Here is a 27,000-nt window from a genome sequence, read left to right on the forward strand (position 1 = left end):
GGTAACTATGGATAGAAAGTTGAGCGAACTGGATGCTGTGGCTTGCGCGGAACTGGTCGCCAGCGGCGAGGTCAGCGCGGTCGAGATGGTCGAGGCGGCCATCGACCGCATCGAGCAGGTCAATGGCGATGTGCATGCGGTCATCCATCCGCGCTACGAGCGTGCGCTCGACGAAGCCCGGAACGCGCAGAACGGCACGGCCCGCTTCCGCGGCGTCCCGATCCTCGTGAAGGACCTCGACGGCACGCTGGCCGGCGAGCCCTACCACGGCGGCATGAAGTTCCTGAAGGAGCTGGGCTGGAAGGAGACCGAGGACTCGACCCTGTTCCGCCGCCTCAAGGACGCCGGCTTCATCGTGGTGGGCAAGACCAACACGCCCGAACTCGGCACCATGACGACCACCGAGCCGCTGGCGCACGGCCCGACCCGCAACCCCTACAACCTCGAACATTCGACCGGTGGCTCCAGCGGCGGCTCGGCCGCGGCGGTCGCGGCCCGCATGGTGCCGCTGGCCCACGCGGGTGACGGCGGCGGCTCCATCCGCGTGCCGGCCAGCGAATGCGGCCTGGTCGGCCTGAAGCCCTCGCGTGGCCGCGTCTCCCTCGGTCCGGTCGAGAGCGAAGGCTGGGCCGGCATGGTGAGCCGCCACGTCGTCACCCGGACCGTGCGCGACAGCGCCGCGGTGCTGGACATCCTGGGCCAGCCGATGCCCGGCGACCCCTACGGCCCGCTGCAGGCGGCGCCTGCCGGTGGCTATGAAAGCACCCACCGGATCGCGCCGCCGCGGCTGCGCGCGGGCCTGATGCTGCAGACGCCCGGCAACGAATACCCGATGGACCCCGAAGTGATCGAGGCCACCCGGCTGTGCGGCCGGCTGCTGGAAGGCATGGGCCACGCGGTCGACGAGTCGCATCCGCGCGCGCTCGACAACGACGTGATGATGAGCAACGTCGGCGTGATCATCCGCACCTGGACCGCCGCCTCGCTGGAAGCCTGGGGCGAACGCATCGGCCGGCAGATCGTCGAATCGGACGTCGAGCCGCTGAACTGGGTGTACCTCAAGGACGGCCAGACCTACAACGCGGTGCAGTACGTGCGCGCGCTGGAGCGCCTGCATGCCTGGTCGCGCGATGTCGAGAGCTGGTGGAACGACTACGACATCCTGGTCACGCCCACGGTCTGCGAGCTGCCGCCCCCGCTGGGCGCGTTCCGTACGACCGACGACCCCTGGGCCCCCTTCCACAAGGGGAAGGTGATCTCCGCCATGGCGCGGCCCTTCAATGTCACCGGCCAGCCCGCCATCTCGGTGCCGCTGACCGTGTCGAAGTCCGGACTGCCGATCGGCATCCAGATCGTCGCCAGCGAAGGCCGCGAAGACCTGCTGCTGCAGATCGCGGCGCAGCTGGAAACACAGCTGCAGTGGCAAGACCGCCGCCCCACCCATTCCGCCCGTTGACCGTTGGAGCATTGAAGATGAGCCCCGTTCTTTCCCGCCTCGCCCGGACCCTGCAACTGAGCGCCATTGCCGCGCTCCTCGGCGTCACCGCCGTCCATGCCCAACTGCACGACAAGAAGACGCTGACCGCCGTGCTGGAGGCGGACGTGCGGGTGCTCGACCCGTCGTTCACCACCGTCTACATCACCCGCACCTTCGGCTTCATGGTGTACGACACGCTGTTCTCGCAGGCCGAGGACGGCTCGGTCAAGCCGCAGATGCTCGAGAGCTTCGACGTGAGCCCCGACAAGATGGTCTACAAGTTCGTCCTGCGCGACGGCCTCAGGTTCCACGACGGCAGCAAGGTCACTTCGGCCGACGTGGTCGCCTCGCTGCAGCGCTGGGGCCAGAAGGACGCCCTGGGCAAGGCCCTCACGGCGGCCACCAAGAGCCTGGTCGCGGCCGACGAGAAGACCATCGTGCTGACGCTGGGCAAGCCCTACGGCCAGGTGCTGCAGACGCTGGGCAAGCCCTCGGCGATGGTGCCCTTCATCATGCCGGCGCGCCTGGCCAAGACGCCGCTGAGCGAGCAGGTGCCCGAGATCATCGGCTCGGGCCCCTTCGTCTTCAAGCGCAGCGAATGGAAGCCCGGCAGCCAGATGACCTTCGAGCGCTTCAAGGACTACGTGCCGCGCAAGGAGGCCGCGGACTTCCTGGCGGGCGGCAAGGTGGCCAAGGTGGACCGGGTGATCTGGAAGGTGATCCCCGACGCGAACACCGCCATCTCCGCGCTGCAGGCCGGCGAAGTCGACTATGTGCAGTACCCGAGCTTCGACATGCTGAAGCTGCTGCAGAAGGACCCGAGCGTGCAGCTCGTGAGCGCCAAGGGCGCGGGCATGTTCATGGGCCACTTCCGCCTCAACCATCTCGAGAAGCCTTTCGACGACCCGGCGATCCGGCGCGTCGTCAACATGGCCGTCGACTCGTCCAAGTTCATGGCCGCACTGGGCGTGCCGCCCGAGTTCGCGGTCAAGAACTGCCTGGCCTACTTCAGCTGTGGCGGGACCTACGAAAGCAATGCGGGCAGCGAACTCGTCGCGCCGCGCACCGTCGCCGCCGCCAAGGCCGCCCTGGCCAAGACCAGGTACAAGGGCGAGAAGATCACCATCCTGCAAGGCACGGACATCGAGGCGCCGCGCGTGTCGGGCGAGGTGCTGGCGCAGACGCTGCGCGAGGTCGGCTTCAACGTCGACCTCCAGAGCATGGACTGGGGCAGCGTGGTGTCCAAGCGGGCCGCGAAGACGGGATGGCATCTGTTCTCGGTGCACAACGCGGGCTACGACATGGCCAACCCGCTCACCAACCTCTACATCGGCAACAACTGCGCCGACTACCCGGGCTGGTCCTGCGACGAGCGCATGACGAAGAAGCTCGCCGAGTTCCGGGAGACCGCGGACCTGGCCAAGCAGAAGGAACTGGCGGCCGACATCCAGAAGCTGGCCTACGAGACCACGCCTTCGGTGGTCTGGGGCCAGTTCGCCCAGCCCGCGGCGCTCAGCAAGGAGCTCAAGGGAATGATCAATTCGTCGATTCCAGTCTTCTGGAACGTCTCGAAGTAACGCGCAGCGCACGTCATGCCAAGGCTGATTCTTTCCCGGCTGATGGCGACCATTCCGGTGGTCGCCATCGTGGCCCTCTTCATTTTCCTGATGCTGCGACTCAGCCCTGGCGATCCGGCCATCATCATGGCCGGCGACAACGCCACGCCGGCCGAGCTGGCCGCCATCCGCGCCCAGCTCGGCCTCGACCAGCCGCTGATCCTGAGCTTCCTGCGCTGGGCTGGCCAGGTGCTCCAGGGCGACCTGGGCATGTCGCTGTTCGCGCACATCCCGGTGACCGAGCTCATCGGCCAGCGGCTGGAACCCACGCTGATGCTGACCCTGTGCGCCACCCTGTTCTCGGTCACGGTCGCCGTACCGCTGGGCGTGGTGGCGGGCATCCACCAGGGCAAGCTCATCGACCGCGCCGTGATGGTGATGGTGGTGCTGGGCTTCTCGCTGCCGGTGTTCCTCATCGGCTACGGGCTGGTGCGGGAGCTGTCCATCCAGGCCGGCATCTTTCCGGTCCAGGGCTACGTCTCGGTCTTCGAAGACCCGCTCCGGTCGCTGCACCACCTGGTGCTGCCGACCGTCACCGTGGGGCTGGCCTATGCCTCGCTGGTGGCGCGCATGACGCGCTCCTCGATCATCGAGGTGATGAAGCAGGACTACATCCGCACGGCCCGGGCGAAGGGGCTCCGGCCGCTGGTGGTGCTGGGCATCCATGCGCTCAAGAACGCCTCGCCGCCGATCATCACCACCATCGGCGCCGGCGTGGCGGTGCTGCTCGGCGGCGTGGTGGTCACCGAAAGCGTGTTCGCCATTCCCGGCCTGGGCCGGCTCACGGTGGACGTGGTGCTGCGCCGCGACTACCCGGTGATCCAGGGGCTGCTGCTGCTTTTCTCCGGCCTCTATTTCCTGGTCAACCTGGTCGTTGACATCCTCTACGTGATGGTCGATCCACGGGTGCGCACATGAAACTGCTCAGAACCCGCAACATCCTCGCGCTGGTCTGCGCGACCTACCTGCTGCTGCTGGTCCTGTCGACCCTGTTCGCCGCGCAGATCACCAGCTTCGATCCCAAGGCGATGGCGCCGCTGCAGCGCCTGCAGGCGCCGTCGATGGAACATTGGTTCGGCACCGACTCCTTCGGCCGCGACGTCTTCACCCGCACGCTCTACGGCGGCCAGGTCAGCCTGGTGGTGGGCGTGGCCGTGACGCTGCTGGCGCTGCTCATCGGCACCACCATCGGCCTGGTCAGCGGCTACTTCAGCGCGCTGGACAAGATCCTGATGCGCATCATGGACGGCATCATGTCCATGCCCGGCATCGTGCTGGCCGTGGCGCTGATGGCGCTCTTCAACGCCGACATCAAGACCGTGGTGATCGCGATCACCATCCCCGAGATCCCGCGGGTGGCGCGGCTCGTGCGCTCGGTGGTGCTGACCATCCGCGAGCAGGAGTTCGTGCAGGCCGCCATCGTGACCGGCTGCACGGTGCCGCAGATCCTGTACCGCCACATCCTGCCCAACGCGGCCGGCCCGCTGGCGGTGCAGGCCACCTTCGTCTGCGCCTCGGCGATCCTGCTCGAGGCCTACCTCAGCTTCCTGGGTGTCGGCCTGCCGCAGGAGACGCCGACCTGGGGCAACATCATGAGCGGCGGGCGGCTGTCGGTGCAGATCGCCTTCTGGGCCATCCTCTACCCCGGCATCGTGCTCGCGCTCACCATCCTCTCGGTCAACGTGCTGGGCGACAGCATCCGCGACCTGTTCGACCCCAAAGGAAAGAAGTGATGAGCGACAACGTTCTGGAGGTCCGGGGGCTGTCGATCGCGGTCGGCGGCGAGGAGGGCGACAGCGCGCTGGTGCGCGACGTCAATTTCTCGCTGGCCGAGGGCAAGACCGTCGGCATCGTCGGTGAAAGCGGCAGCGGCAAGACGCTGACCTCGCTCGCGCTCATGGGCCTGCTGAGCCCGCCGCTGAAAGTCACCGCGGGCAGCATCCGGCTCGCCGGCGAGGAACTGGTGGGCGCGCCGGAGCAGCGGCTGCGCGCACTGCGCGGCAACCGGATGGCGATGGTCTTCCAGGAGCCGATGACCTCGCTCAACCCGGTGCTGAGCATCGGCTACCAGCTCTCGGAAGCCCTGATGGTGCACAGCGGCTGCAGCCGCAAGGAGGCGCTGGCCAAGGCCGTGCAGCTGCTCGACCGCGTGCGCATCCCCAAGGCCAGGGAGCGGCTCAGGAGCTATCCGCACGAACTCTCGGGCGGGATGCGCCAGCGCATGATGATCGCGATGGCCATGATGTGCGACCCGAAGGTGATCGTGGCCGACGAGCCGACCACGGCGCTGGACGTCACGGTGCAGGCCGAAGTGCTGATGCTGCTCAAGGACCTGCAGCGCGAGTACCGCACGGCCGTGGTGTTCATCTCGCACGACCTGGGCGTGATCGGCGACGTCTGCGACGAGGTGATGGTCATGTACCGCGGCGACGTCGTCGAGACCGGCGCGGTGGCCGAGGTGCTGCAGCGACCCCGCCATGCGTACACCGCCGCGCTGCTGGCGGCGCGGCCGGCCTTCCACCGCGGCGCGCATGCGCTTCGACTGGACAAGAGGACGCGGCTGGCGGACCTGAACTCAATGATGGAGGCCACCTGATGCCCAACACCGCAGCGATGCCGGCACCCCGTGCCGGTGCCCACGTCCTCGAGGCCCGCAACCTCGTCAAGGACTACAAGACCCAGAAGAGCGAGGACGGCAGCAAGACCTTCCGCGCCGTCGACGGCGTCTCCTTCAACCTGGCGCGCGGCCAGACCCTGAGCATCGTGGGCGAGAGCGGCAGCGGCAAGTCGACGGTGGCACGGATGGTCATGCGGCTGATCGAACCCACGAGCGGCCAGGTGGACATCGACGGGCGCGACTGGCTGGCGCTCAGGGGCTCGGCGTTGCGCGCCGCGCGCCGCAAGCTCCAGCTGGTGTTCCAGGACCCGTATTCCTCGATCAACCCGCGCATGAAGGTCCACCAGATCGTCTCGGAACCGCTGCGGAATTTCGGCCTCTGCCCGGCTTCGCAGCTGAAGGACCGCGCGGCCGAACTGCTCGAGAAGGTGGGTCTGCCGACCGCCGCGCTGGAGCGCTATCCGCACCAGTTCTCCGGCGGGCAGCGCCAGCGCATCGTGATCGCGCGCGCCCTGGCCTCGGAGCCGGAGATCATCATCTGCGACGAGGCGGTGTCGGCGCTCGATGTCTCGATCCAGGCCCAGATCCTGAACCTGCTGCGCGACATCCAGGCCAAGACCGACGTCGCCTTCCTGTTCATCTCGCACGACCTGGCCGTGGTGCAGCACATCAGCGACGAGGTGCTGGTCATGCGCAAGGGCCAGGTCGTCGAGCGGGGCGACGTGCGCAGCCTCTTCTCGGCGCCGAAGCACGAGTACACCGTCAAGCTGCTGGATTCGGTGCCGGGGCAGCGGGTCTTTTCCTAGGCCCCGGGATGCGCGACTGCAAGGAAACACGAGGGTGTTTCGATGCAGCGGCGTGGAGGCCGGGGCCGTCGAATCCTCTTCGGCGGCCATCCGGCGGGCGCGGCCTCAGTGCAGGAAGCCTGTCGAGATCCAGGGAATCGCGGTGACGAACACCAGGCCGATGAACAGCGCCACCATGTAGCCGACGATGGGCTTCATGCCTTCGTCGGGGTGCACGCGACTGATGGCGCAGGCTGCGTAGTAGCCGACGCCGAAGGGCGGGGCGAACAGGCCCAGGCCCATCGCCAGCACCACGACCATCGCATAGTGGATCTCGTGGATGCCCAGCGTGTGCGCGATCGGGAACATCAGCGGGCCGAACAGCACGATCGCGGGAATGCCTTCCAGCAGACTGCCCAGCACGATGAAGGCCAGTACCGACACGGCCAGGAAGGTCGCTGCGCCGCCGGGCAGATCGCTCATGAACAGGGCCAGTGCGTTCGAGAAGCCGGACTGCGTCAGGCCCCAGGCCATCGCGGTGGCCGCGCCGATGATCAGCAGGATGGCGCCCGACAGCGATGCGGTGTCCACCAGCATGGGCCGCAGGCGTGCCCAATCGAACTGGCGGTACACGAACAGGCCCATGATCACGGCGTAGGCGATGCCGATGGTCGAGACTTCGGTCGCGGTGGCCACGCCTTCGATCACCGCGGCGCGGATCACGAAGGGCAGGGCGATCGCAGGCAGCGCCGCGATGAAGGCACGGCCGATCTCGCCGCGGCTGGCCTTGGTCACGCCCGCCAGGCTCTCGCCGCGGTGCCGCCACCAGACCACGAAGCACAGGCCGATGCCGAGCACCACCGCCGGCATCAGCCCGCCGGTGAACAGCGCCGAGATCGACAGGCCGGTGACCGAGCCGACGGTGATCAGCACCAGGCTGGGCGGCACGGTTTCGGTCTGCGCCCCGGTGGCCGACAGCAGCGCCACCAGTTCGCCGCGCTTCGCACCGCGCTTCTCCATCTCGGGGAATAGCACCGGCGCGACCGCCGCCATGTCGGCCGCCTTCGAGCCGGAGATGCCGGACACCAGGTACATCGCACCCACCAGCACGTAGCTCAGGCCACCGCGCACATGGCCCAGCAGGCTGGCCAGGAAGCGCACCATGGCGCGTGCCATGCCGGTCATCTCGATCAGCAGGCCCAGGAACACGAACAGCGGCACCGCGAGCAGGATGAGGTGCGACATGCCTTCGTCCATGCGGCTGACAACCACCGTCACCGGCATGCTGGTCGTCAGCGCGAGGTAGCCGAAGGTCGCCAGGCCGAAGCAGAAGGCGATCGGAACGCCGGCCAGCACGGTCGCGGCCACGATGACGACGAAGAACACCACGAGGTTGATGTTGCCCAGGCCCTTGAAGACCGGCTGCATCGCATACAGCACGCCGCAGATGGCGGCCACCGCGACCAGTGCAGTAGCGACCAGCCGCAGGTTGCCGACCTGCGCCAGGCGGATGACCGCGGTGACGATCATGAGCGCGACGCCGACCGGCAGCGCGGCCGCGCGCCACGAATTGGCGATCTCGAGCGCGGGCGTGGTGATGAAGGCCTCGTCGGCCGCGTACTCGTAGGCCGGATGCGCGAGCAGCACCAGGAAGGCCAGGGCCGCGGCGATGGCGATGACGTCGAACATCGCGCGCCGGCCCGGCGAGGCCTTGTTGACCAGTGCGGTCATGCGCATGTGCTCGCCGCGGCGGAACGCGACCACCGAACCGAGCATCGCGAGCCAGAGGAACAGGATCGAGGCCAGTTCGTCGGACCACACCACCGGATGGTGCAGCACGTAGCGCGACACCACGCCTGTCAGCAGGACCAGGACTTCCGCCAGCACCAGCAGCGCGGCGGGAATCTCGACCAGCAGGCCGAGCCAGCGGTCGATCGCCGCCAGCGCGCCCGTGGCCGGCACGCCTTCGGCGTGTTGAGGATTTTCCATATCGCTTGCAGTCCCCGCGTCAGCTCAGGTTGCCGCTGTACTTTTCCAGCAGCGCCCAGGCCTCGGGGCCGAACTTCTGCTTCCAGTCGGCGTAGTACCCGGCCGTCTTGAGCTTCTGGCGGAAAGGCGCGTTGTCGACTTCGTTGAACTTCATGCCCTTGGCACTGAGGCTCTGGCGCAGCTGCGCATCCTGCTTGGCCATGTCTTCGCGCTGGTCGAGCGCCGACCGGTCGAAGTGCTTGCTCACGATGGCCTGCAGCTCGGCGGGCATGCGTTGGAACGAGCGGCGGTTGCCGAGCACCCAGTAGCCGTCCCACATGTGGTTGGTCAGCGAGCAGAACTGCTGCACTTCGTACAGGCGGTTGGTCTCCAGGATGACCAGCGGATTCTCCTGCCCGTTGACGACCTTGGTCTGCAGCGAGGTGTAAAGCTCCGAGAAATTGATCGCGGTCGGGCTGGCGCCGAAGCCCTTGAAGAGCGACACCCACATCGGGCTGGCCGGGACCCGGATCTTGAAGCCGTTGAAGTCCTCCGGCGTGCGGATCGGCACCGAGCTGCTGGTGACCTGGCGGTAGCCGCTGGTCCAGATGCGCGGCATGGCGATCAGGCCGGCCTTCTCGATCTGGGTGCGCAGGTGGCTGCCGACCTCGCCGTCCATTGCCTTGAGCGCGGTGGCCGTGTCCTTGAACGCAAAGCCGACGCCCGGCAGTGCCGCGGCCGCGACCAGTGGGGCCACGAGCTGCGTCGAGTACATGAAGTAGTCGAGTGCACCCGAGCGCAGCTGCCCCAGCATGTCCGGGCCGCTGCCGAGCTGGTTGTTGGGGAACAGCTTGATGTCGACGCGGCCGCCGGTTTCTTCCTTGATGCGCGCACAGGCTTCCAGCGTGCGCACGTTGCAGGGGTGGCTGGCCGGGGTGTCGCTGGCGATCTTGAACTCGAATTCGGCGGCAAAGGCAAAGCGCGGCAGCAGGGCGGCGCCGGCAAGCGCTGCAGAGCCGGACAGGAGGTGGCGTCGGTTGAGGGTGGTCATGGAATGTCTCCGGGATGTAGGCGCCGTCTCTGGTTGCCGCGGTGCGCGGCCCCGGGACGGCAGTGAGGGCAGGAAGAGGCGGGTGGGGAGGAAGTAGCGGCTCAGGCCTTGTCGGCTGCGTGGGCGCTGCCGAGGAAGTCCTCGTCGTCGAGTGCCAGAACCATCGCGGTCAGGGCGCCGAGGTAGCTGTACTGGCGCATGCCCATGCACAGGCCGGTGGCGGTGTGGGTGAAGCTCGATTGGATGCTGCCGCCGCCCAGGCCGCGTGCGCCACCGGCGCTGGCCGAGATGTTCGCGAAGTGCACCTCGATCACCGGCCGGCCGGTGTCCTCGAGCGCGTGGCGCACGCCTTCGCCCACGGTCGTGAGGCCGGCCGGATTGATGATGTAGCCGTCCACACGCTCGGCCGAGGCATGGATGAATTCCAGGATGTCGCCCTGGTGGTTGGACGAGAAGGCCTCGATGTCCACGCCGAGGCGCGTGCCGAAGGCCGCGACGTAGGCCTTGAGTTCGTCGAGCGAGCCGATCTTGCCGTAGACCTTCTTGCTGCGGGCGCCCAGGTTGGACATGTTCGGGCCGTCGATGACCGCGATCCGGTGGCGGCGTGCGCTGGCGCGCTCGATCGTTGCTGTGGAAGTGCTCATGCGTGTCTCCGTTGTTCGGGGTGGGTTTCAGTTGAAGCGCAGGCCGGCGTCGACGTTGAGCGTCTGGCCGGTGATGTACTTGCTGGCGTCCGAAGCCAGGAACATGGTCGCGCCGATCATGTCGCTCACGTCGCCCTTGCGCTTGAGCGCCTGGGCCGAGAGGATCGCGTCCCACTGCTCGGGCTTGATGGTGTCGCGCGGCACCTCGGTCACGATGCCGTGCGGGCTGATGGCGTTGACGTTGATGCCGGCATCGCCGAGCTCGGTGGCCAGCGCGCGGGTCAGCGCAACCACGGCGCCCTTGGATGCGACGTAGTGCGCATAGTGGGCGCGGCCGGTGACGACCACGCTCGACGAGATGTTGATGATCTTGCCGCGGCCCTGGGCCCGCATCGGCTTGGCGGCCGCCTGGGCGCAGAAGAACACGCCGCGTGCGTTGACGGCCATGACGCGGTCCCATTCGTCGCCGTCGATCTCCTCGAAGGGCTTCATCTTCAACGTCGAGAAGATCGCTGCGTTGTTGATCAGCACGTCGACCTGGCCGAAGGCGGCGATCGCCGCGTCGACCATGGCCTGTGCGCTGGCGCGGTTGGCCACGTCGACCGTGACGGCGATGGCCTTGCCACCCGCGGCGGCGACTTCGCCTGCGACCTTGGCAGCCTGCTCGCCGTTGAGGTCGGCCACCACGACGGCCGCGCCGGCCTTGGCGAACTCGTGTGCATAGGCGCGACCGATGCCTTGGCCGGACCCGGTGATAACGACGACTTTGTCCTTGAATTCCATGACGATGCTCTTTGTAGAAAAGGGGTGTTGAACGAGAAAAAGAAAAGAGAGGGCCACTCAGCGCGGCATGCGCAGGGCCGTCATGCCGCCGTCGAGGTTGATCACGCTGCCGACCGACGAATGCGCGCCGGCGCGCGCCAGGTAGGCGACCGCCTCGCCGACTTCCTGCGGCGAGACCATGCGCCCGGTCGGCTGGCGCGCCTCGAATTGCGCGCGCTTGGCGGCCGGGTCCGGCGCACGGGCGGCGAGTTCGGCCATGAACGGCGTGTCGACGGTGCCGGGGCTCACGCAGTTGACGCGGATGCCTTCGGTGACCAGGTCGGCCGCCATGGCCATGGTCATGGACTGCACGGCGCCCTTGGTGGCCGAATAGAGCGCGCGCTGCGGCAGGCCGTTGACGGCGGTGCACGACGACATGTTGACGATCGCCGCGTCCGCCGAACGCCGCAGCCAGGGCAGGGCGGCGCGGGTGGCGCGCATCATGCCCACGACGTTGATGTCGAAGATGCGGTGCCAGTCGGCCTCGGTGCCGTCCTCGATGGTGCCGACGAAGCTCACGCCGGCGTTGTTGACCAGTACGTCGATGCGGCCATGGGCCGTGCCGAACTGGCCGATGGCTCGGTCGAGCGCATCCTGGTTGCGCACGTCGGCCACCAGTGCCGTGACGCCGGCGGGCACGCCGTCGGTGCCGAGGTCGATCGAGGCGACGGTGCAGCCGAGGTCGTGCAGCACCTGGGCCACGGCCTGGCCGATGCCGGCGGCGCCGCCGGTGACGACCGCGACGCGGCCCTGGAAGGAATCAGTGGTGGAGGTCATCGATGGCTTTCGCGTGGGGCGCGCCAGTGCGCGGTCAGCGCCGCGACGAGCGGCGGCGTGGCGAACAGCGGTGCCATGTGGCCTCCGCCGTCGAGTGTGGAGAGTTCGACCCCGTCGCCGCGGCCGGCCGCGACGAAGGCGTCGACGATGGCCTGCATGGCCCGGGGCGGGGTGGACCGATCGTCCGCGGCCGCAATGCACAGCGTGGGCGGCAGGTCCTGCACCAGTCCGGCATAGCCGGGAAACTGGGACAGCGCCTCCCATGCGCCGGCGAGGCCTGCCGGCTGCATCCTTGCCAGTGCGGCCTGTGCATAGGCTTGCGGCGCATGATCGAGGCCACGGGCGTCGCCGAACCAGCGCGCCAGGGTCTGTGCCGAGGCGGCCGCCATGCCGCCGGCCCGCACCTCCGCGCCGCGCTGCGTGAACACGGCGCCGCCGTGGGCGGGCGTCGAGAGCAGCGTCAACGATGCGATGCGGCCAGGCGCACGGCGCATGACGCTGGCTGCGAGCAGTGCTGCCACGGCGCCGCCCATCGAATGCCCGAGCACATGCACTGGCGCCTCGCCACAACCCGCGAGCGCTGCGATGGCATCCTGCACGTACTGATCGAGGCTGGCGTTGGATGTGCCGGCACTGGTGCCATGGCCGCGCTGGTCGAAGGACACGATGCGCCAGTGCCCGTCCAGCGCTCGACGCAGGGCATCGAAGGCATGCGCATCCAGTCCCAGCGAATGCAGGGCCAGCACGGTGCCCGCGGCACCGTCGCCGCTGCGAACGACGTCCGTGCGGAAGTCGCCGAGCGACTCGGTCGCGCTGCGGATGGCGACGCTGGATGTCATGGCGCGACCGGCTCCCGCTGCACCAGCACGCCGCGCCCGATCAGCGCGGCGACTTCGGCGCCGGCCGTTCCGAGCCAATCGCCGAGCACCTGTTCGGCGTTCTCGCCCAGGCGCGGCGGGTAGCTCGCATCGCGCTCGTCTTCGCCGACGAAACGGATCGGATTGCCGACGACTTCGATCTGTTCGCCATGCGCGCTGTCGAGCTGCAGGATCATGCCGCGGCCCGATTCGCGCGCGTCCTGCAGCGCCTCCGGCACGTTCTTGATCAAGGCCACCGGCACGCCGTGCTGTTGCAGCGGGGCGATCCATTCGGCCGCGGCGCGGGTGCGGAAGGCCTCTTCGAGCAGGGGCCAGAGCGCCTCGCGGTTCTTCAGGCGCCGGCCGCCGCTGTCGAAGCGCGCGTCGGTCGTCAGTGCCGCCAGCCCGAGCGCTTCGCAGAGGCCTTTCCACATGCGTTCGGTGTTGGCGGTGACCACCAGCTCGCGGCCGTCGCCGGCGACGAAGGAGCGGTACGTCGGGATCGAGTCGTGGCGCGCGCCTTGCGGCTGCGGCGTGGTGCCGGCGACCAGCGCGTAGGTGCTCTGGTAGGACAGCATGGCGAGCTGGCAGTCGAGCATCGACACATCGATGACGCGGCCTTCGCCACTGCGTTCGCGGTCGGCCAATGCGGCGTTGATCGCGATTGCCGCGTACATGCCGGCCACCATGTCGCCGGCCGGAATGCCCAGGCGCACGGCCGGGCGGCCGGGCTCGCCGGTCAGGCTCATGACGCCCGAGAGGGCCTGCACGATCATGTCGTAGGCGGGCTTGTCGCGCCACGGGCCGGTCTGGCCGAAACCGCTGACCGAGGCCCAGATCAGCGTGGGGCTGGCGTCGCGCAGGGCCGCGATGTCCAGGCCGATGCGGGCCGCCACGCCGGGGCGGTAGTTCTCGACCACGACGTCGGCGGCAGCGATCAGCCGCTTGACCAGCGCCAGCCCCTCTGGCTGCTTAAGGTCGATGGCGACGCTCTGCTTGTTGCGGTTGATGCCCAGGTAGTAGGCGCTGTCGCTGCCGACGAAATGTGGCGGGATCGCGCGGCTGGAGTCGCCCTCGGGTGCCTCGACCTTGACAACCTCCGCGCCGAGGTCGGCCAGGATCTGGGTGCAGAACGGGCCCGAGAGGAAGGTCGTCAGGTCGAGGATGCGATAGCCGGCGAGCGGCTGCGAACGGGGAGTTTCCGAGTTCATGAGGTGGCGGCTCCGAGGTCATGCGACAGCGCCTTGGCGCGTGCCGCGACCTCCTGGCCGATGGCGTCGATGCTGGCGTGCGGCATGCGCGCCTTGGGGGAAGTGAGGCAGATGCAGCCGATGACGCCTGCGGGGCCGAACACCGGTGCGGCGATGCCGCGGGCATCGGGCAGTTTTTCGCTTTCGCTGACGGCCCAGCCGCGGGCACGGATCCCGGCCAGCTCGGCGGCCAGTGCATCGGCGGTCGGCCGCGAAGCGCCGGTGGCGGGCGAAGGGCCTTCGGCCGCGAGGATGGCGGCCGTGACCGGCTCGGGCAGGAAGGCCAGCACCGATTTGCCCGAGGCACCCCAGACCAGCGACAGCGGCTGGTGCAGGTCGATCTGGTACTTGAGCTTCTGTTGTCCGTCGGCGCGCGCGGCAAAACTCAGCGCGCCCTCGGTCGGAAGGTAGAGCCCGAACACCACGGTCTCGTTGAAGATGCCTGCGATCGCCTCGATCGCCGGCTGGGCGATGGCCGTCGGCGACTTGCCGCCGACCACGCGCGCAGCCACGCGGTAGAACTGCGGGCCGATGCCGTACTGCCCACCGGCCGCCGCGTCGACGAAGCCTTCCTTGCGCAGCAGTTGCAGCAGGCGGTGCGCGGTCGACGGCGGGACCTGCAGGGAGTCGCCGACCTGCTTGACGGTGACGCTGCCGCCCGCGTCGGCCAGCAGGGTCAGCAGCGCCAGCGCGCGGCTCACCGTGCCGGTGCCGGCGCCTTCGGATGTGGTGGCCGCGGGAGACGGATGGGCGGGCGTCATCACAGCGCGCGTTCGAACAGGTGGACGGTGCACGCACCGTGGTCCAGGCCGGCGATGCCGCCACCCGTGACGTGCGACAGGCCGATGCGGGCCTGGTCGACCTGGCGCGCGCCGGCCTGGGCCGTGAGCTGCCAGTACATCTCGACCGCTTGCGCGACGCCGCTGCAGCCGACCGGGTGGCCCTTCGACAGCAGGCCGCCGCTCGGATTGACGACCACGTCGCCGCCATAGGTCGTCTTGCCGGACTTCAGGTAGTCGGCCGACTCGCCGGGTTTGCACAGGCCCAGGGCTTCGTAATAGACCAGTTCGGCGATGGTGAAGGCGTCGTGCAGCTCGACCACGTCGACATCGCTGGCGCCGATGCCCGCGGCCTCGTAGGCGTCGCTGGCCGAGTGGTAGGTGATCTCTGGCCGCAGCATGTCGCGAAAGCCGGTGGTCATCGCGCCCGAGTGCAGGATCGATGCGGCGATGCGCACCGCCGGCAGGCCCAGCCGCCTGCGCACCGCATCGGACACCACCAGCACGGCGGCCGCGCCGTCGCCGGTCGGGCAGCACTGCAGCAGCGTCAGCGGCTCGCAGATGTAGCGCGAGGCCAGCACTTCGTCGACCGTGACTTCCTTGCGGAACTGCGCGTAGGGGTTCTTGGCGCCATGGCGCCGGGCCTTGACGCTGACTTCGGCCAGGTCCGAAGGCTGGGCGCCGCGCTCGTGCAGGTAGCGGCGCGCGCGCATCGCGTAGAGCGCGGGCATGACCATGCCCTGCTGCACTTCGGGATCTTCGAGCACCAGCGGCAGCGTCCCGCCGCCGAACTGCGTGAGCTTGTCGACGCCGATGACCAGCACGATCTCGTGGCGTCCGGCCTGGATGTCCTTCCATGCCAGATGCAGCGCGGTGGCGCCGCCGGAGCATGCGTTGTCCACGTTGGTGACCGGCACCGAGGCGATGCCCATTTCCTTCACGATGCGCTGGCCCGTCAGCATGCCGCCGAAGGCGTGACCACAGACCACCGACTGGACTTCGGAGGGCGCGACGCCAGCCGATGCCAGTGCGTTGAGGACCGCGGGCAGTGCCAGGCCCGAATAGCTGGAGTCCCGGTGCTTGCCCATCGGGATCATGGCGGCGCCGACGATGTAGGCCTGGCTCATGCGGATGCTCCTTGTTGGCTGACGGGCGAGACGAACCAGCGGGCACCGTCGGCGCGCAGTTCGACCGGCTGGTCGCAGGCGAGCATTTCGCCCGCGGATTCGACCTGAGCCAGCACGCGCACGCCGTTGTCGAAGTCCACATAGCCGATGGTGTAGGGCGTGGGGCGCGACGAGGACACGTGCACCGTCGAGTAGCTGTAGAGCGTGCCGCGCGGGCCGAAGGTCATGGGCTCCATGTCGCGCGCGCCGGTTTCGTGGCAGACCAGGCGCGCGGGAAAGGCGCGGCTGCCCGAGGAGCGCGATACGCTGCCGCGCAGCAGGACCGCGCCGTCGCGGATCTCGAAAGAGGACTGGTCGGACACGGCCAGGTCGGTGAACGGCAGGGCATCGGACGCGAAGGCCGATCCTGACGTGGTGGTGGCGGGTGCTGTGGACATGGAGGTGTGATGATTGAAATGACGGAAAGGGGTCAGGCGGCCCAGAAGGCGGCCAGCGCCTCGGCGAAACGGCCGGGCTGTTCGATAGGGGGCGTGTGGCCGGAGGCTTCCAGCACGATGTGGCGGCTGCCCGGCACGCGGTCGGCGATGAACTGCATGTCGGCGGGCTTTTTGGCGCGGTCCAGCGCGCCGCTGAACAGCAGCACCGGCATGGTCAGGCGCGACAGGCTGTCGACGTGGCTGTTGCGGGCGAAGACTTCGTGCACTGCATCCGGAATGCGCGCGTCGAGCGCTGCGAAGTGCTGGCGCCAGTGCGCCAGCGCCGGGCTGGCGGCTTCGATGAAATGGCTGCCGAACATGGTCTGGACCAGGCCGTCGACGAGCGCGGCCGGCCCCTGGGCGCGTAGCGCGGCCTCGAGTGCGGCGAAGCGCTCGGGCTGTTGCTCGGCCTCGGCGGTGCAGCAGGAGAGCACGCACGAACGCAACAGGTCGGGCCGGCGGACGGCGAGTTCCATCGCCACATAGCCGCCCATCGAACTGCCGACCAAGTGCACCGGGCCATCGCCCAGCGCCTGGATCAGGGCCTCGGTGTCGGCAGCGAGTTGACCCATGGTGGGCGCGCGCAGGCCGGATTCGCTGGCGCCCTGGCCTCGGTGGTCCGGACAGACCACGCGCCACTGCGGTGGCAACTGCGCGGCCACTTCTTCGAACATCGACGCGCCGAAGAACAGCGAGGGCAGGAGCACGGCCGTGCCCGCTGCGGGCGTGCGCGCCGGCCGCTCCAGGAAACACAGGAGGGCGCCGTCGCTCGCGATGAAATTGCCTGGACGAGGCAAGAAGGGGTTCATCTATATATTCCGTTTATCGGAATGTTATTTTGTTTAATGGAACGAATGGAGTTTATGAACCGGGTGAGGCCCACACAAGTCCGGGAAAACCCTGTGACTCCGCCTCACGCCCGATACGGAGGCTGGCATTCCGAGAGCACATGAACGTCGAACGAATGCGAGCTTGTGGCGTGAGCTCCGGCATGGGGCGCCGGCGTCGGGTCACGCAAGACGGCGTGCCGCGATCGAACGGCATGCGTCACAATTGCTTACGAAGCCGCGCCGAGCTGATCGCCGCTCCGGAGTTCCGCTGCCTTCATGACGAAGGCGGAAGAAGTGGAGAGGGGCGATCTGTGAGATCCGTCATCCGTGTTGCGTCGAAGCGGCGCCCGGAAGGTCGACCGTTGGCGACAAGGCATCCGCACGGCCCGCATCGTCACGCGCCGCGCGCTCGAAAAGAAAAACCAACTCGCCGTGACAGGTTCCCTATGTCGATCTCCATGCTCCAGTCCCTCTCCGAGACGAACTTTCCCGTGACGATCAAGGGTGGGGAGGACGTCGATGCGATCCACATCCTGGTGATCGCGGGCCATGTGGAGGCCGACATCGCGAAGGCGGTTCGCACGCCCGCCGGCTGGATGAACCCCACCGCCACCGTGACCTCCATCACGCGCACCGGCCTCCAGATGCTGCGGCTCTTTCCCCGAAGGGCCGGCTCGCGCAAGCGCCTCGGCGTGGGCTGAGGGCGCGCCCAAGCCTGCGCCTTGCCGCCGCGATATGCGGATTCCGAGCAAGCCAGCTTCTTTTTCTTCGTTCCCTGTCGCGCCGCCGGCGCGAAGAATCCGGGCTTCCGCTGCCCCGGCGCCAGGGCGCATGCCGTCCCGGCAGGTCCGCCGGGCGCCGTCCCTGGAACGAAGAAAGAACCATGAGCCATCTCAACGACTACCTGGCCGAGAAACGCGCGGCCGTGCTGGCGCGCAGAGCCGCCATCGAGGCCGGCACCGCGCAGCCGGCGCATCTGAAGGCCACCGTGCGGGCCGAAGGCCGCAGCGGCGTGCGCCGCCTGCGCATCCGCGACCACCAGGTGATCAGCGACAGCCCGCCCGATTTCGCGGGCTACAACCTGGGCCCGAGCTCGCCCGAGCTGCAGCTCGGCGTGCTGGGCACCTGCGTGACCCACATCTTCCTGATCCAGGCGGCCGAACGGCAGGTGCCGCTGGAGAGCCTCGAGGTCGAGGTGACCGGCATCATCGATCCGCGCGGCGGCAAGCCGGGCCATGAAGAGACGCCGATCTGGCCGCACCAGATCGCCTACATGGTGCACATCGATTCGCCCGCCAGCCGGGCCGACATCGATGCGCTGTTCGAGGCGGTCGAGCGCAACTGCCCGATCCTGAACCTGCTGCGCAATCCGCAAACGATCCGGGCCGAGGTCAAGCTGACCGATTCCCTGGCCACGCAGGCCGACACCCGCCTCGCGGCCTGAGCAGGAGCTGCGCCGCCATGTCCCTCACGCTCGACCACATCGTCATCGCCGTCCACGACCTCGACACCACCATCGCCGACTACACGGCGCTGGGCTTCAACGTGCAGCGCGGCGGCGACCATCCCGGCCGCTCGACGCACAACGCGCTGGTGGTGTTCGCCGACGGCAGCTATTTCGAACTCATCGCCTGGAAGCAGCCCGCGCCGCAGGAACGCTGGTGGCAACTGCTGCAGCGCCATGGCGAGGGCATCATCGACTTCGCGCTGCTGCCACGCAGCGTGGCCGACACGGTGACGCAGGCCGGCCAGCGCGGCCTGGTGCTCGACGGCCCGCTCGAAGGCGGCCGCCTGCGCCCCGATGGCGAACGGCTGCACTGGCAGACCGCGCGGCCGCCGTCGACCGACCTGCCCTTCCTCTGCGGCGACGTCACGCCGCGCGCCTTGCGCGTGCCCGAGGGCGGCGCGCGCGTGCATCCCAACGGCGCGCTCGGCGTGGCCAGCCTGGCGGTCGCGGTGCACGACCTCGACGCATCGCTGGCACGCTACCGCGCGTTGTTCGGCAACGGCGCCCACGTCGCGATCGGGCAGCCCGTGCCGCTGCCGGGGCAGGGCCTGCGGCTGGCGGTGATCGCCTTCGGCAGCAGCGCGCTGGTGCTGTCCACCGCGCGTGAAGCTGTCGAAGGCCAGGTCGAAGGTCCTTATGCGCTGGTGCTGCGCACCGCGGATGCCACGCAGCCGCTCGGCGCGCTCGAGCGGGTGCGCAGCCACGGCGCGCGCATCGAATTCGAACGCGCGGGCACGCCGGCGCCGGCCGTGAACCGCGACTGAATTCCGCACCGCGGTTCGGGCGGCGGCGCGGGCATCGCTTATTCGGTGACCGCATAAAGATGCTACTTAATCGGTGCCCAAAGCACAGGCGCCTGACTACGATTTCCAAAGCCGGCGAAGCGCGTTCGCGCGCCGCCGGGCTCTTCTTCCTCCCCATCGAAAGTACTTCGTGATCGTGTTTTCCAGAAGGTTTGAGCGCGCGGCTGCGGCCGTCGCCGTCGCGGCTCTGATGGCGCTGGTCGCCGCCTGCTCCAAGACCGCCGATGCGCCGGCCGCCGCGGCCGCCGCCAACCCCTCGGCCCCCGTGACCGGCGGCACGCTGGTCTACCTCGAGCAGCAGGCGCACACCAACCTGTACCCCCCCGCGGGCGGCTTCTATCCCAACGGCGGCATCCTCAACCAGATCACCGACAAGCTCACGTACCAGGACCCGAAGACGCTCAAGGTCGAGCCCTGGATCGCGGAATCGTGGACGGTCAACGACGCGGTCACCGAGTACACCTTCAAGCTGCGCGAAGGCGTGAGCTTCTCCGACGGCACGCCGCTGGACGCGACCGCGGTGGCGAAGAACTTCGACACCTTCGGCAAGGGCAACAAGGCGCTCAAGCAGCCGGTGTCCGAAGCCATCAACAACTACGACCGCAGCGAAGTGATCGACGCGCGCACGGTCAAGTTCTACTTCAAGAAGCCCTCGCCGGGCTTCCTGCAGGGCACCTCGGTGATCGGCTCGGGCCTGGTGTCGCTGAGCACGCTGGCCCGCCCCTTCGAGGAGCTGGGCGACGCGACCAAGATCATCGGCTCCGGCCCCTTCGTCGTCGCCAGCGAGACGCTGGGCAAGGAGCTGGTGCTCGCGGCGCGCAAGGACTACGCCTGGGGCCCGAGCACGCTCGCGCACCAGGGCCGCGCGCGGCTCGACGAGATCAAGGTCATCGTGACGCCCGAGGACAGCGTGCGCATCGGCGCGCTGGTGGCGGGGCAGGCCGGCTTCATCCGCCAGGTGCAGGCCTACGACGAGAAGCGCGTGAAGGACCAGGGCTTCGCGATCTACGCGCCCTCGACGCGCGGCGTGAACAACAGCATCAACTTCCGACCGGACAACCCGCTGGTGGCCGACGTGCGCGTGCGCCAGGCGCTGCTGCATGCGACCAACACCAAGGAAATCGTCGAGACCCTGTTCTCCCCGAACTATCCGCAGGCCACCTCGGTGATCGCGGCCACCGCGGCCGGCTACCTGGACCTGTCGGCCAAGCTGGGCTACGACGAGGCCAAGGCCAAGCAGCTGCTCGACGAGGCCGGCTGGACCGTGGGCGCCAACGGCGCGCGGACCAAGGACGGCCAGGAGCTGGCGCTGCGGGCCTACGAGGCGCTGCCCCAGCCACAGAACAAGGCGACGCTGCAGCTGGTGGCGCAGCAGTGGGCCAAGATCGGCGTCAAGCTCAACGTGCTCACGGGCGATGCGGGCACCACCACCCTCGACAACCTCGACCCGGCCAAGACCGCGGTGCTGCCGACCATGGTGGGCCGCGCCGATCCCGACGTGATCAAGAGCCAGTACTACCCGACCAACCGCAACGTGCTGCTGCAGAAGGGCGGCGTGAGCGACAAGGTCAAGAGCTTCCAGGACGCCAAGCTCAACGCGCTGCTCGAAGGCATCGCCAGTGAGGTCGACCCAGCCCAACGGCTGGCGCTGGTCGGCGAGGTGCAGAACTACCTGATCGACCAGGCCTACGTGATCCCGATCTTCGAAGAGCCGCAGGCCTTCGCCGGCGCGCCCTGGGTCAAGGACGTGGGCTACGAGGCCGTCGGCCGCCCGAGCTTCTATTCCGCCTGGCTGGCCGCGCACTGAGCCGCTGAATGAGCAAGTACCTCTGGAGCCGCGTCGCGCAGGCCTTGGTGGTGCTGTGGGCCGCGTTCACCGCGTCCTTCGTGCTGCTGCAGGCCCTGCCCGGGGATGCGGTGCTGATCAAGTTCCTCAACCCCGAACTGGGGCTGGGGCCCAGCGAGATCGCCGACATCCGCGCCGCTTATGGCGCCGACAACCCGGTGTGGGAGCGCTACGTCCACACGCTGTGGAATTTCCTGGGCGGCAACTTCGGCTACTCGATGCAGGCCGGCGTGCCGGTGAGCCAGGGCCTGGCGGTCAACCTGCCGCCCACGCTGCGGCTCGCGAGCTTCGGCTTCGGCGTGGCGCTGCTGCTGGCGGTGGGCCTGGCCTTCCTGTCGAACCTCACGCGCTTCGCCTGGCTGCGCGCGGCGATCCAGTCGCTGCCCTCGCTGTTCGTCTCGGTGCCGGTGTTCTGGCTGGGCATCATGCTGATCCAGGTCTTCTCGTTCCGGCTCGGCCTGATCCCGGTGATCAATCCCGGCAAGTGGGAAGGGCTGGTGCTGCCCACGCTCACGCTGGCGATCCCGATCTCCGCGCCGCTGGCGCAGATCCTGATGCGCAACATCGACCAGGTGCTCACCCAGCCCTTCGTGACCGTGGCGCGGGCCAAGGGCGCGACGCGCAACTGGGTGCTCTGGAAGCACGTCGCGCGCAACGCCGTGCTGCCGACGCTGACCATCGCGGGCATCCTGTTCGGCGAGCTGCTGGCCGGCGCGGTGGTGACCGAAGCGGTGTTCGGCCTCAACGGCCTGGGCAGCCTCACGCAGCAGGCGGTGGGCAACCAGGACACGGCGGTGCTGCAGGCCATCGTCGTGATCTCCGCCGCGGCCTTCGTCCTCATCAACCTCGTGGTCGACCTGCTGTATCCGGTGCTCGACCCGCGCCTGCGCGTCCAACTGGGCCACTGACACCATGAGCCTCACGCTAGAGATCGATTCGCTGGCCTCCACGGCCGCACCGCGCGCCGCGGCCGCCGTCAACCCGCCGGCGACGGCCCCGGCCCCCGCCGCCGTTCCGGCCAGGACCACGCCCGCATGGCGCAAGGGGTGGCAGGCGCTGCGCCGCGCCCAACCCGGCCTGCTGCTCGCCTGGCTGGTGATCGCCACCGTCACGCTGTGGGCCGTGGCACCGGGCCTGTTCTCGGGCTACAACCCGGTGCAGGGCACTTCGGGCCAGCACCTGCTGGCACCGAGCACCACCCACCTGCTGGGCACCGACGGCCTGGGCCGCGACCTCTATGCGCGCGTGGTGCACGGCGCGGTGCATTCGCTGTCGGGCGCCTTCCTGGCCGTGACCGTGGGCCTGCTGCTGGGCACCGCCATCGGCGTGCTCGCGGGCTCGGTCGGCGGGTTGCTGGAGGACGCGCTGATGCGCGTGGTCGACGTGCTGCTGGCCGTGCCCTCGCTGCTGCTCTCGCTGAGCATCATCATCATCCTGGGCTTCGGCACGCTGAACGCCGCGCTGGCGGTCGGCGTCGCTTCGGTGGCGGGCTTCGCGCGGCTGGTGCGCTCGGAGGTGGTGCGGGTGCGCCGCGCCGAATACGTCGAGGCCGCCTTCGGCAGCGGTGGCAGCTTCCGCAGCGTGCTCTGGCGCCATGTGCTGCCCAACTCGATGACCTCGGTCGCGGCCATGGCCGCGCTGCAGTTCGGCACCGCCATCCTGTCGATCTCCACGCTGGGTTTCCTGGGCTACGGCGCGCCGCCGCCCACGCCCGAATGGGGCCTGCTGATCGCCGAGGGCCGCAACTACATCTCGACCGGCTGGTGGCTCACCACCGTGCCGGGCCTGGTCGTGGTGGCCGTGGTGCTGTCGGCCAACCGCATCAGCGTGGCGGTGTCGAAGGCGCGCCGATGAGCGCGACTGTGGCGCCGGTGCTCGAGGTCGAAGGGCTGGCGATCGGCTACCGCGACCAGGACGTGCTGCAGCGCGTGGTGCACGACGTGTCCTTCGCGATTCATCCCGGCGAGATCGTCGCGCTGGTGGGCGAGTCGGGCTCGGGCAAGACCACCACCGCGCAGGCGGTGATCGGCCTGCTGCCCGAGAACGGCCAGCGCGAGGCCGGTGCGATCCGGCTCAACGGCGTCGACGTCGCGAACTGGTCGCAGAAGCGCTTCGACAGCATCCGCGGCGCGGTCGTGAGCCTGATCCCGCAGGACCCGACCAGCTCGCTGAACCCGGTGCGCACCGTGGGCGAGCAGGTGGCCGAGATCCTGCGCATCCACCGCCGCGTGGCGCGGCGCGAGATCGACGCCCGCGTGGTCGAGCTGCTGGCCCGCGTCGGCCTCTCGCAGCCCGAGCTGCGCGCGCGCCAGTACCCGCACGAACTCTCGGGTGGCATGAAGCAGCGCGTGCTGATCGCGATCGCGATCGCCCTGCAGCCCGCGCTGATCATTGCCGACGAGCCCACCAGCGCGCTCGACGTGACGGTGCAGAAGCGCATCCTCGACCTGATCGACGAGCTGCGCCTGGCCTACGGCACCGCCGTGCTGCTGGTGACGCACGACCTGGGCGTGGCCACCGACCGCGCGAGCCGCATCGTGGTGCTGCAGGGCGGCCGCATCCAGGAGCAGGGCCCCACGGCCGAGCTGCTGCGCAAGCCGAGCAGCCCCTACACGCGCCAGCTGCTGGCCGATGCGCCTTCGCTGGCGATGGCGGACTTCCGGCCGGAGCGCGCGCCGGCGGCAACCGCGGAAGACGACTTCGCCATCGTGGTCGAGCACCTGGTGCACGACTTCGCCGTGGGCGGCAAGGGCGGCACGCGCTTCCGCGCGGTCGACGACGTGTCCTTCCGCGTGCGGCGCGGCACCACCCATGCGATCGTGGGCGAGTCGGGCTCGGGCAAGACCACCACCATCCGCGACGTGGTGGGCTTCCGCCAGCCGACCAGCGGCCGCATCCTGATCGAGGGCACCGAGCTCACGACCCTGCGCGGCGAGGCGCTGCGCCAGTTCCGCCGCAAGATCCAGCTGGTCCACCAGAATCCCTTCAGCTCGCTGGACCCGCGCCAGACCATCTTCCAGATCATCGAGGAGCCGCTGCGCAACTTCGAGCCGCTGGAGCCGGCCGAGCGCACGCGCCGCGTCGAGCACATCCTCGCGCGCGTCGGCCTGCCGCCCGCGGTGCTGCAGCGCCGGCCGCATGCGCTGTCGGGCGGGCAGCGCCAGCGCGTGGCCATTGCGCGCGCGCTGGTGCTCGAGCCGCGGGTGCTGGTGCTGGACGAGGCCGTGTCGGCGCTCGACGTGACCGTGCAGGCGCAGATCCTGCGGCTGCTCGACCAGCTGCAGGGCGAACTCGGCCTGACCTATCTCTTCATTTCGCACGACCTCGCGGTGGTGCGCCAGATCGCGGACACCGTGTCGGTGCTGCAGAACGGGCGGCAGGTCGATGCCGGCCGCGTGGAAGACGTCTTCCTCTGGCCGCACAGCGCCTACACGCGCGAACTCATCGACGCCATCCCCGGCAAAAGGAATTCCGATCTTGTTTCCCAACATCCAGCGCCTGGGCTTCTTCAGCCGGCTTCTTGACGACGCCACCGCCGCCGAGCGCTACCGCCTCGTCACCGAACAGATCCTCCACGCCGAAGCCCTGGGCTTCGATTCGGCCTGGGTCGCGCAGCACCACTTCCACGAGGCCGAGGGCGGCCTGCCGTCGCCGCTGGTCTTTCTCGCTTCGGTGGCGGCGCGCACGCAGCGCATCCGGCTCGGCACCGGCATCGTCACGCTGCCGCTGGAGAACCCGGTGCGCGTGGCCGAGGATGCGGTGGTGCTCGACCTGATCGCCGGCGGGCGGCTGGAGTTCGGCGTGGGCACCGGCGGCACGCCTTCGTCCTTCACCGCCTTCGGCCAGCAGAGCGAGCAGCGCGCGGCGGTGTTCGCCAGCCACCTCGCACAGGTGCGCGAGGCCTGGGCCGGCCGGCCGCTGCAAGGCGGCGACCGGCTGTACCCGGTTTCGGCGCAGCTGCCCGACCGCGTCTGGCAGGCCAGCTTCTCGGTCGCCGGCGGCGCGCGCGCGGGCCTGGCCGGCGACGGCCTGATGCTCTCGCGCACCCAGCCCCGGCCGGCCGATGCGCCGCAGGCCACGCTGGCCGAGATCCAGCTGCCGATCATCGAGGCCTACCTGGCCGCGCTGCCCGCGGGCCGCGCGCCGCGCATCGTGGGCTCGCGCTCGGTCTTCGTGGCCGACGACCGTGCGCTCGCGCGCCGGCTGGCCGAGGAGGGCCTGCGCCGCAGCCTGGCGCGCCAGAGCGATCCGGCGCTCGCGGGCCTGCCCTTCACGCTCGACCAGCTGATCGCGCGCCAGGACGTGCACGTGGGCACGCCCGACGAGGTGATCGCCTCGCTGCGCGCCGACCGTACCTTGGCGCAGGTGACCGACCTGGTGTGCCAGGTGCACTCGGTGGACCCGCCGCACCGCCACATCCTGCGTTCGATCGAGCTCATCGCCACCGAGGTCGCGCCCGCGCTCGGCTGGGCCGGGCCGTCGACGAAAACCCTTTCTTCCCACGCACCTCTCCAGGCCATCGCATGACTGTCTCCTCCCTTCCGGACGTGATCGACCAACTGGTCGGCATCCAGCCCGGCGACGCGCTCGACGCGATCCGCGCCCAGCGCCAGCAGGCCCGCCTGCACGCGCAGCAAAGCCACATCGCGCTGTTCGAGCCCGCCGATCTCGCGGCCTCGACCTTCACCGCCGCCGAGCGCCATGCGCTCGCGGTCTTCGTGGCCGGTCTGCACGGCCAGGTCGAACTGGTTGCCTTCCATGCGAGCGCGCTGCTGCTGGCGGGCGCGCCCACCGCGCTGTTCGATGCCGTGAGCGCCGAGGCCGAAGCCGGCGCGGGCCGTGGCCCCTACGGCAGCTACCCGGTGGGCCCGCTGAGCGCCGAGAACGCGCCCGGTCCGCTGTACGCTGCAAGCGCCGCCCGTCGCGCCGTGCTCGGCACGCGGCTCGCCGCTGCCTTGGCGCATGCGCACCGGCTGGTGTTCCATCCGCGCGATGCCGAGGCGGCCTGGCTGCAGGCGCTGCTGGACGCAGGCTGGTCGACCACCGAGATCGTCACGCTGTCGCAGCTGGTGTCCTTCCTGAGCTTCCAGATCCGCGTGATCGCGGGCCTGCGCGCGCTGGCCACGCAACCTTCCCTGGCCATCGCCTGAACAGACTTCCCCATGAGCACCCAGACCCTCTCGCATCCCGGCAATGTCCCGCCCAGCGCCTTCACGCAGGCGCAGCTCGAATGGCTGCCCTGGCTCGAACCGCTGCCGCAGGAAGAACTGACCGATCGCCACCTGGCGGGCCTGGTCGATGCCTCGCGCGCCAAGTCGCCGTACTTCATGCTGCTGGCGCGCGACCCGGACATCCTCGGCGCGCGCACCCGCACCGACAAGGACATCTTCTACAACCCCGAGGCCGGCCTGCCGCGCGCCGAGCGCGAACTGGCGGCCGCGGCCACCTCGCGCTACAACGGCTGCATCTACTGCGCCTCGGTGCATGCGCGCTTCGCCACGCATTTCTCGCCGCGCTCGGCCGACATCCAGCGCCTGCTCGACGAAGGCGTGGGCGCGGCGCTGGACCCGCGCTGGGACGCGATCGTGGCGGCGTCGGTGGCGCTGTCGGCAACGCCCGTCTCCTTCGACGCAACCCACGTCGAGGCGCTGCGGGCCGTGGGGCTGGACGACCTCGCGGTCTCCGACGTGATCCACGGCGCCGCCTTCTTCAACTGGGCCAACCGGCTCATGCTGTCGCTGGGCGAGCCGCAGGCGCCGGCCGCCTGA

The 27,000-nt window shown here is 69.3% G+C and carries 27 protein-coding genes; 16 read left to right on the forward strand and 11 right to left on the reverse strand.

The annotated features are described in order from the left end of the window. The first annotated feature begins 19 nt into the window (after window positions 1–19). Genes QTI20_RS00400 through QTI20_RS00425 form a run of 6 tightly spaced genes read left to right on the forward strand, consistent with a single transcriptional unit; the run spans window position 20 to window position 6,516 of the window. Window positions 20–1,456, forward strand: a complete 1,437-nt coding sequence (locus tag QTI20_RS00400) for an amidase (protein WP_286550856.1) — start codon at window positions 20–22, stop codon at window positions 1,454–1,456. A 17-nt stretch (window positions 1,457–1,473) separates the two neighbouring features. Next, window positions 1,474–3,054, forward strand: coding sequence for an ABC transporter substrate-binding protein (locus QTI20_RS00405; protein WP_286550855.1), 1,581 nt, complete (start codon window positions 1,474–1,476; stop codon window positions 3,052–3,054). Between the two features lie 15 nt (window positions 3,055–3,069). Further along, window positions 3,070–4,011, forward strand: a complete 942-nt coding sequence (locus QTI20_RS00410) for an ABC transporter permease (protein WP_286550854.1) — start codon at window positions 3,070–3,072, stop codon at window positions 4,009–4,011. Then, complete coding sequence (locus QTI20_RS00415; protein ID WP_286550853.1) at window positions 4,008–4,826, forward strand: ABC transporter permease; 819 nt, start codon at window positions 4,008–4,010, stop codon at window positions 4,824–4,826. The genes QTI20_RS00410 and QTI20_RS00415 overlap by 4 nt, the downstream gene beginning before the upstream one ends. Then, entirely contained in the window at window positions 4,826–5,689 is an 864-nt protein-coding gene (locus QTI20_RS00420; protein WP_286550852.1) for an ABC transporter ATP-binding protein, read from the forward strand. The genes QTI20_RS00415 and QTI20_RS00420 overlap by 1 nt, the downstream gene beginning before the upstream one ends. Next, window positions 5,689–6,516, forward strand: a complete 828-nt coding sequence (locus QTI20_RS00425) for an ATP-binding cassette domain-containing protein (RefSeq protein ID WP_286550851.1) — start codon at window positions 5,689–5,691, stop codon at window positions 6,514–6,516. Before QTI20_RS00420 ends, QTI20_RS00425 begins: the two co-directional genes overlap by 1 nt. Before the next feature lie 105 nt (window positions 6,517–6,621). Here QTI20_RS00425 and QTI20_RS00430 read toward each other — a convergent pair whose 3' ends face one another. From QTI20_RS00430 to QTI20_RS00480, 11 genes are all read right to left on the reverse strand, one after another. Then, entirely contained in the window at window positions 6,622–8,484 is a 1,863-nt protein-coding gene (locus QTI20_RS00430) for a TRAP transporter large permease (protein ID WP_286550850.1), read from the reverse strand. 19 nt (window positions 8,485–8,503) lie between these two features. Continuing rightward, on the reverse strand, window positions 8,504–9,514 hold the full coding sequence (locus tag QTI20_RS00435) for a TRAP transporter substrate-binding protein (protein ID WP_286550849.1): 1,011 nt from the start codon (window positions 9,512–9,514) through the stop codon (window positions 8,504–8,506). Window positions 9,515–9,615: 101 nt separating this feature from the next. Further along, on the reverse strand, window positions 9,616–10,158 hold the full coding sequence (locus tag QTI20_RS00440; protein WP_286550848.1) for a type II 3-dehydroquinate dehydratase: 543 nt from the start codon (window positions 10,156–10,158) through the stop codon (window positions 9,616–9,618). Window positions 10,159–10,185: 27 nt separating this feature from the next. Beyond that, window positions 10,186–10,941, reverse strand: a complete 756-nt coding sequence (locus tag QTI20_RS00445; RefSeq protein ID WP_286550847.1) for an SDR family NAD(P)-dependent oxidoreductase — start codon at window positions 10,939–10,941, stop codon at window positions 10,186–10,188. Window positions 10,942–10,998: 57 nt separating this feature from the next. After that, window positions 10,999–11,757: an SDR family NAD(P)-dependent oxidoreductase gene (locus tag QTI20_RS00450; protein ID WP_286550846.1), complete on the reverse strand. Its 759-nt coding sequence runs from the start codon at window positions 11,755–11,757 to the stop codon at window positions 10,999–11,001. Next, on the reverse strand, window positions 11,754–12,596 hold the full coding sequence (locus tag QTI20_RS00455; RefSeq protein ID WP_286550845.1) for an alpha/beta fold hydrolase: 843 nt from the start codon (window positions 12,594–12,596) through the stop codon (window positions 11,754–11,756). Before QTI20_RS00455 ends, QTI20_RS00450 begins: the two co-directional genes overlap by 4 nt. Then, complete coding sequence (locus QTI20_RS00460; protein WP_286550844.1) at window positions 12,593–13,825, reverse strand: CaiB/BaiF CoA transferase family protein; 1,233 nt, start codon at window positions 13,823–13,825, stop codon at window positions 12,593–12,595. The genes QTI20_RS00455 and QTI20_RS00460 overlap by 4 nt, the downstream gene beginning before the upstream one ends. Next, a complete protein-coding gene (locus tag QTI20_RS00465; RefSeq protein WP_286550843.1) occupies window positions 13,822–14,625 on the reverse strand; it encodes an IclR family transcriptional regulator in 804 nt (267 codons plus the stop codon). Before QTI20_RS00465 ends, QTI20_RS00460 begins: the two co-directional genes overlap by 4 nt. Beyond that, a complete protein-coding gene (locus QTI20_RS00470; protein ID WP_286550842.1) occupies window positions 14,625–15,770 on the reverse strand; it encodes a thiolase family protein in 1,146 nt (381 codons plus the stop codon). The genes QTI20_RS00465 and QTI20_RS00470 overlap by 1 nt, the downstream gene beginning before the upstream one ends. Further along, window positions 15,767–16,207, reverse strand: coding sequence for a Zn-ribbon domain-containing OB-fold protein (locus tag QTI20_RS00475; protein ID WP_286550841.1), 441 nt, complete (start codon window positions 16,205–16,207; stop codon window positions 15,767–15,769). The genes QTI20_RS00470 and QTI20_RS00475 overlap by 4 nt, the downstream gene beginning before the upstream one ends. Before the next feature lie 32 nt (window positions 16,208–16,239). Continuing rightward, entirely contained in the window at window positions 16,240–17,055 is an 816-nt protein-coding gene (locus tag QTI20_RS00480) for an alpha/beta fold hydrolase (protein ID WP_286550840.1), read from the reverse strand. 479 nt (window positions 17,056–17,534) lie between these two features. On the opposite strand from QTI20_RS00480, the gene QTI20_RS00485 reads away from it, so the two are divergent. From QTI20_RS00485 to QTI20_RS00530, 10 genes are all read left to right on the forward strand, one after another. Next, the gene (locus tag QTI20_RS00485; RefSeq protein ID WP_286550839.1) at window positions 17,535–17,777 is read left to right on the forward strand and encodes a hypothetical protein; all 243 of its coding nucleotides are present in this window, start codon (window positions 17,535–17,537) and stop codon (window positions 17,775–17,777) included. A gap of 182 nt (window positions 17,778–17,959) precedes the next feature. Continuing rightward, window positions 17,960–18,520 (forward strand): OsmC family protein, encoded by a 561-nt coding sequence (locus tag QTI20_RS00490; RefSeq protein ID WP_286550838.1) that lies wholly within the window; start codon window positions 17,960–17,962, stop codon window positions 18,518–18,520. A 17-nt stretch (window positions 18,521–18,537) separates the two neighbouring features. Then, window positions 18,538–19,347, forward strand: a complete 810-nt coding sequence (locus QTI20_RS00495; protein WP_286550837.1) for a VOC family protein — start codon at window positions 18,538–18,540, stop codon at window positions 19,345–19,347. 229 nt (window positions 19,348–19,576) lie between these two features. Continuing rightward, on the forward strand, window positions 19,577–21,193 hold the full coding sequence (locus QTI20_RS00500; protein WP_286550836.1) for a TIGR04028 family ABC transporter substrate-binding protein: 1,617 nt from the start codon (window positions 19,577–19,579) through the stop codon (window positions 21,191–21,193). Window positions 21,194–21,201: 8 nt separating this feature from the next. Beyond that, entirely contained in the window at window positions 21,202–22,140 is a 939-nt protein-coding gene (locus tag QTI20_RS00505) for an ABC transporter permease (RefSeq protein WP_286550835.1), read from the forward strand. A 4-nt stretch (window positions 22,141–22,144) separates the two neighbouring features. After that, window positions 22,145–23,086: an ABC transporter permease gene (locus tag QTI20_RS00510; protein ID WP_286550834.1), complete on the forward strand. Its 942-nt coding sequence runs from the start codon at window positions 22,145–22,147 to the stop codon at window positions 23,084–23,086. Continuing rightward, entirely contained in the window at window positions 23,083–24,756 is a 1,674-nt protein-coding gene (locus QTI20_RS00515; RefSeq protein ID WP_286550833.1) for a dipeptide ABC transporter ATP-binding protein, read from the forward strand. Before QTI20_RS00510 ends, QTI20_RS00515 begins: the two co-directional genes overlap by 4 nt. Beyond that, window positions 24,710–25,759 (forward strand): putative FMN-dependent luciferase-like monooxygenase, encoded by a 1,050-nt coding sequence (locus QTI20_RS00520; RefSeq protein ID WP_286550832.1) that lies wholly within the window; start codon window positions 24,710–24,712, stop codon window positions 25,757–25,759. The genes QTI20_RS00515 and QTI20_RS00520 overlap by 47 nt, the downstream gene beginning before the upstream one ends. Further along, complete coding sequence (locus tag QTI20_RS00525; protein WP_286550831.1) at window positions 25,756–26,382, forward strand: CMD domain protein; 627 nt, start codon at window positions 25,756–25,758, stop codon at window positions 26,380–26,382. Before QTI20_RS00520 ends, QTI20_RS00525 begins: the two co-directional genes overlap by 4 nt. A 12-nt stretch (window positions 26,383–26,394) precedes the next feature. Then, on the forward strand, window positions 26,395–27,000 hold the full coding sequence (locus QTI20_RS00530) for an alkylhydroperoxidase domain protein (protein ID WP_286550830.1): 606 nt from the start codon (window positions 26,395–26,397) through the stop codon (window positions 26,998–27,000).

Origin of the sequence: Variovorax sp. J2P1-31 (genome assembly GCF_030317215.1) — a bacterium.
In the GTDB taxonomy this organism is placed as follows: Bacteria; Pseudomonadota; Gammaproteobacteria; order Burkholderiales; family Burkholderiaceae_C; genus Variovorax.